Here is a 430-nt window from a genome sequence, read left to right on the forward strand (position 1 = left end):
GACGGCTCCCTTCTCATCGGTAACAGCCAGGATCGAACCCTGGTAATCCCGGTGTAAATATAAATAATTTTGAGATGTACCATCACTTTTTAATACTAGTGGCGCCGAGTACCCGTCACCGCCTATGTAGGTCAGGAATTCTGTTTTTCCTGTTTCAATGTTTTGCTTAATCTCCATGGTGCCATCACCAGAATAGAATTTTTGCAAAGGGCGCTTTTCTTTTTCGCTCTGTGTCCCGCCATAAAACATGGCACTACGGTAATTGTCTTCATTGTAGGTAAAACTTATTTTATCTATATAATTATCATCGTTTCCTTTCTCCTGAATGGTCACCGGACTCTTAAAAGCATTGTAGGTAATATTGAGTCCCAGGACAGACGCGGCATGGCCAGTGGATGTTTGTGCCGTTATTGCTTTTCGGCTGCTGTAG

Annotated in this window: 1 pseudogene; it reads right to left on the reverse strand. The window is 43.0% G+C overall.

The annotated features are described in order from the left end of the window. Nucleotides 1–333, reverse strand: a pseudogene (locus AC6CH4_RS25970) (hypothetical protein); the annotation flags it as partial. Nucleotides 334–430: the final 97 nt, after the last annotated feature.

This window comes from Flavobacterium sp. GQ95 (assembly GCF_059758655.1).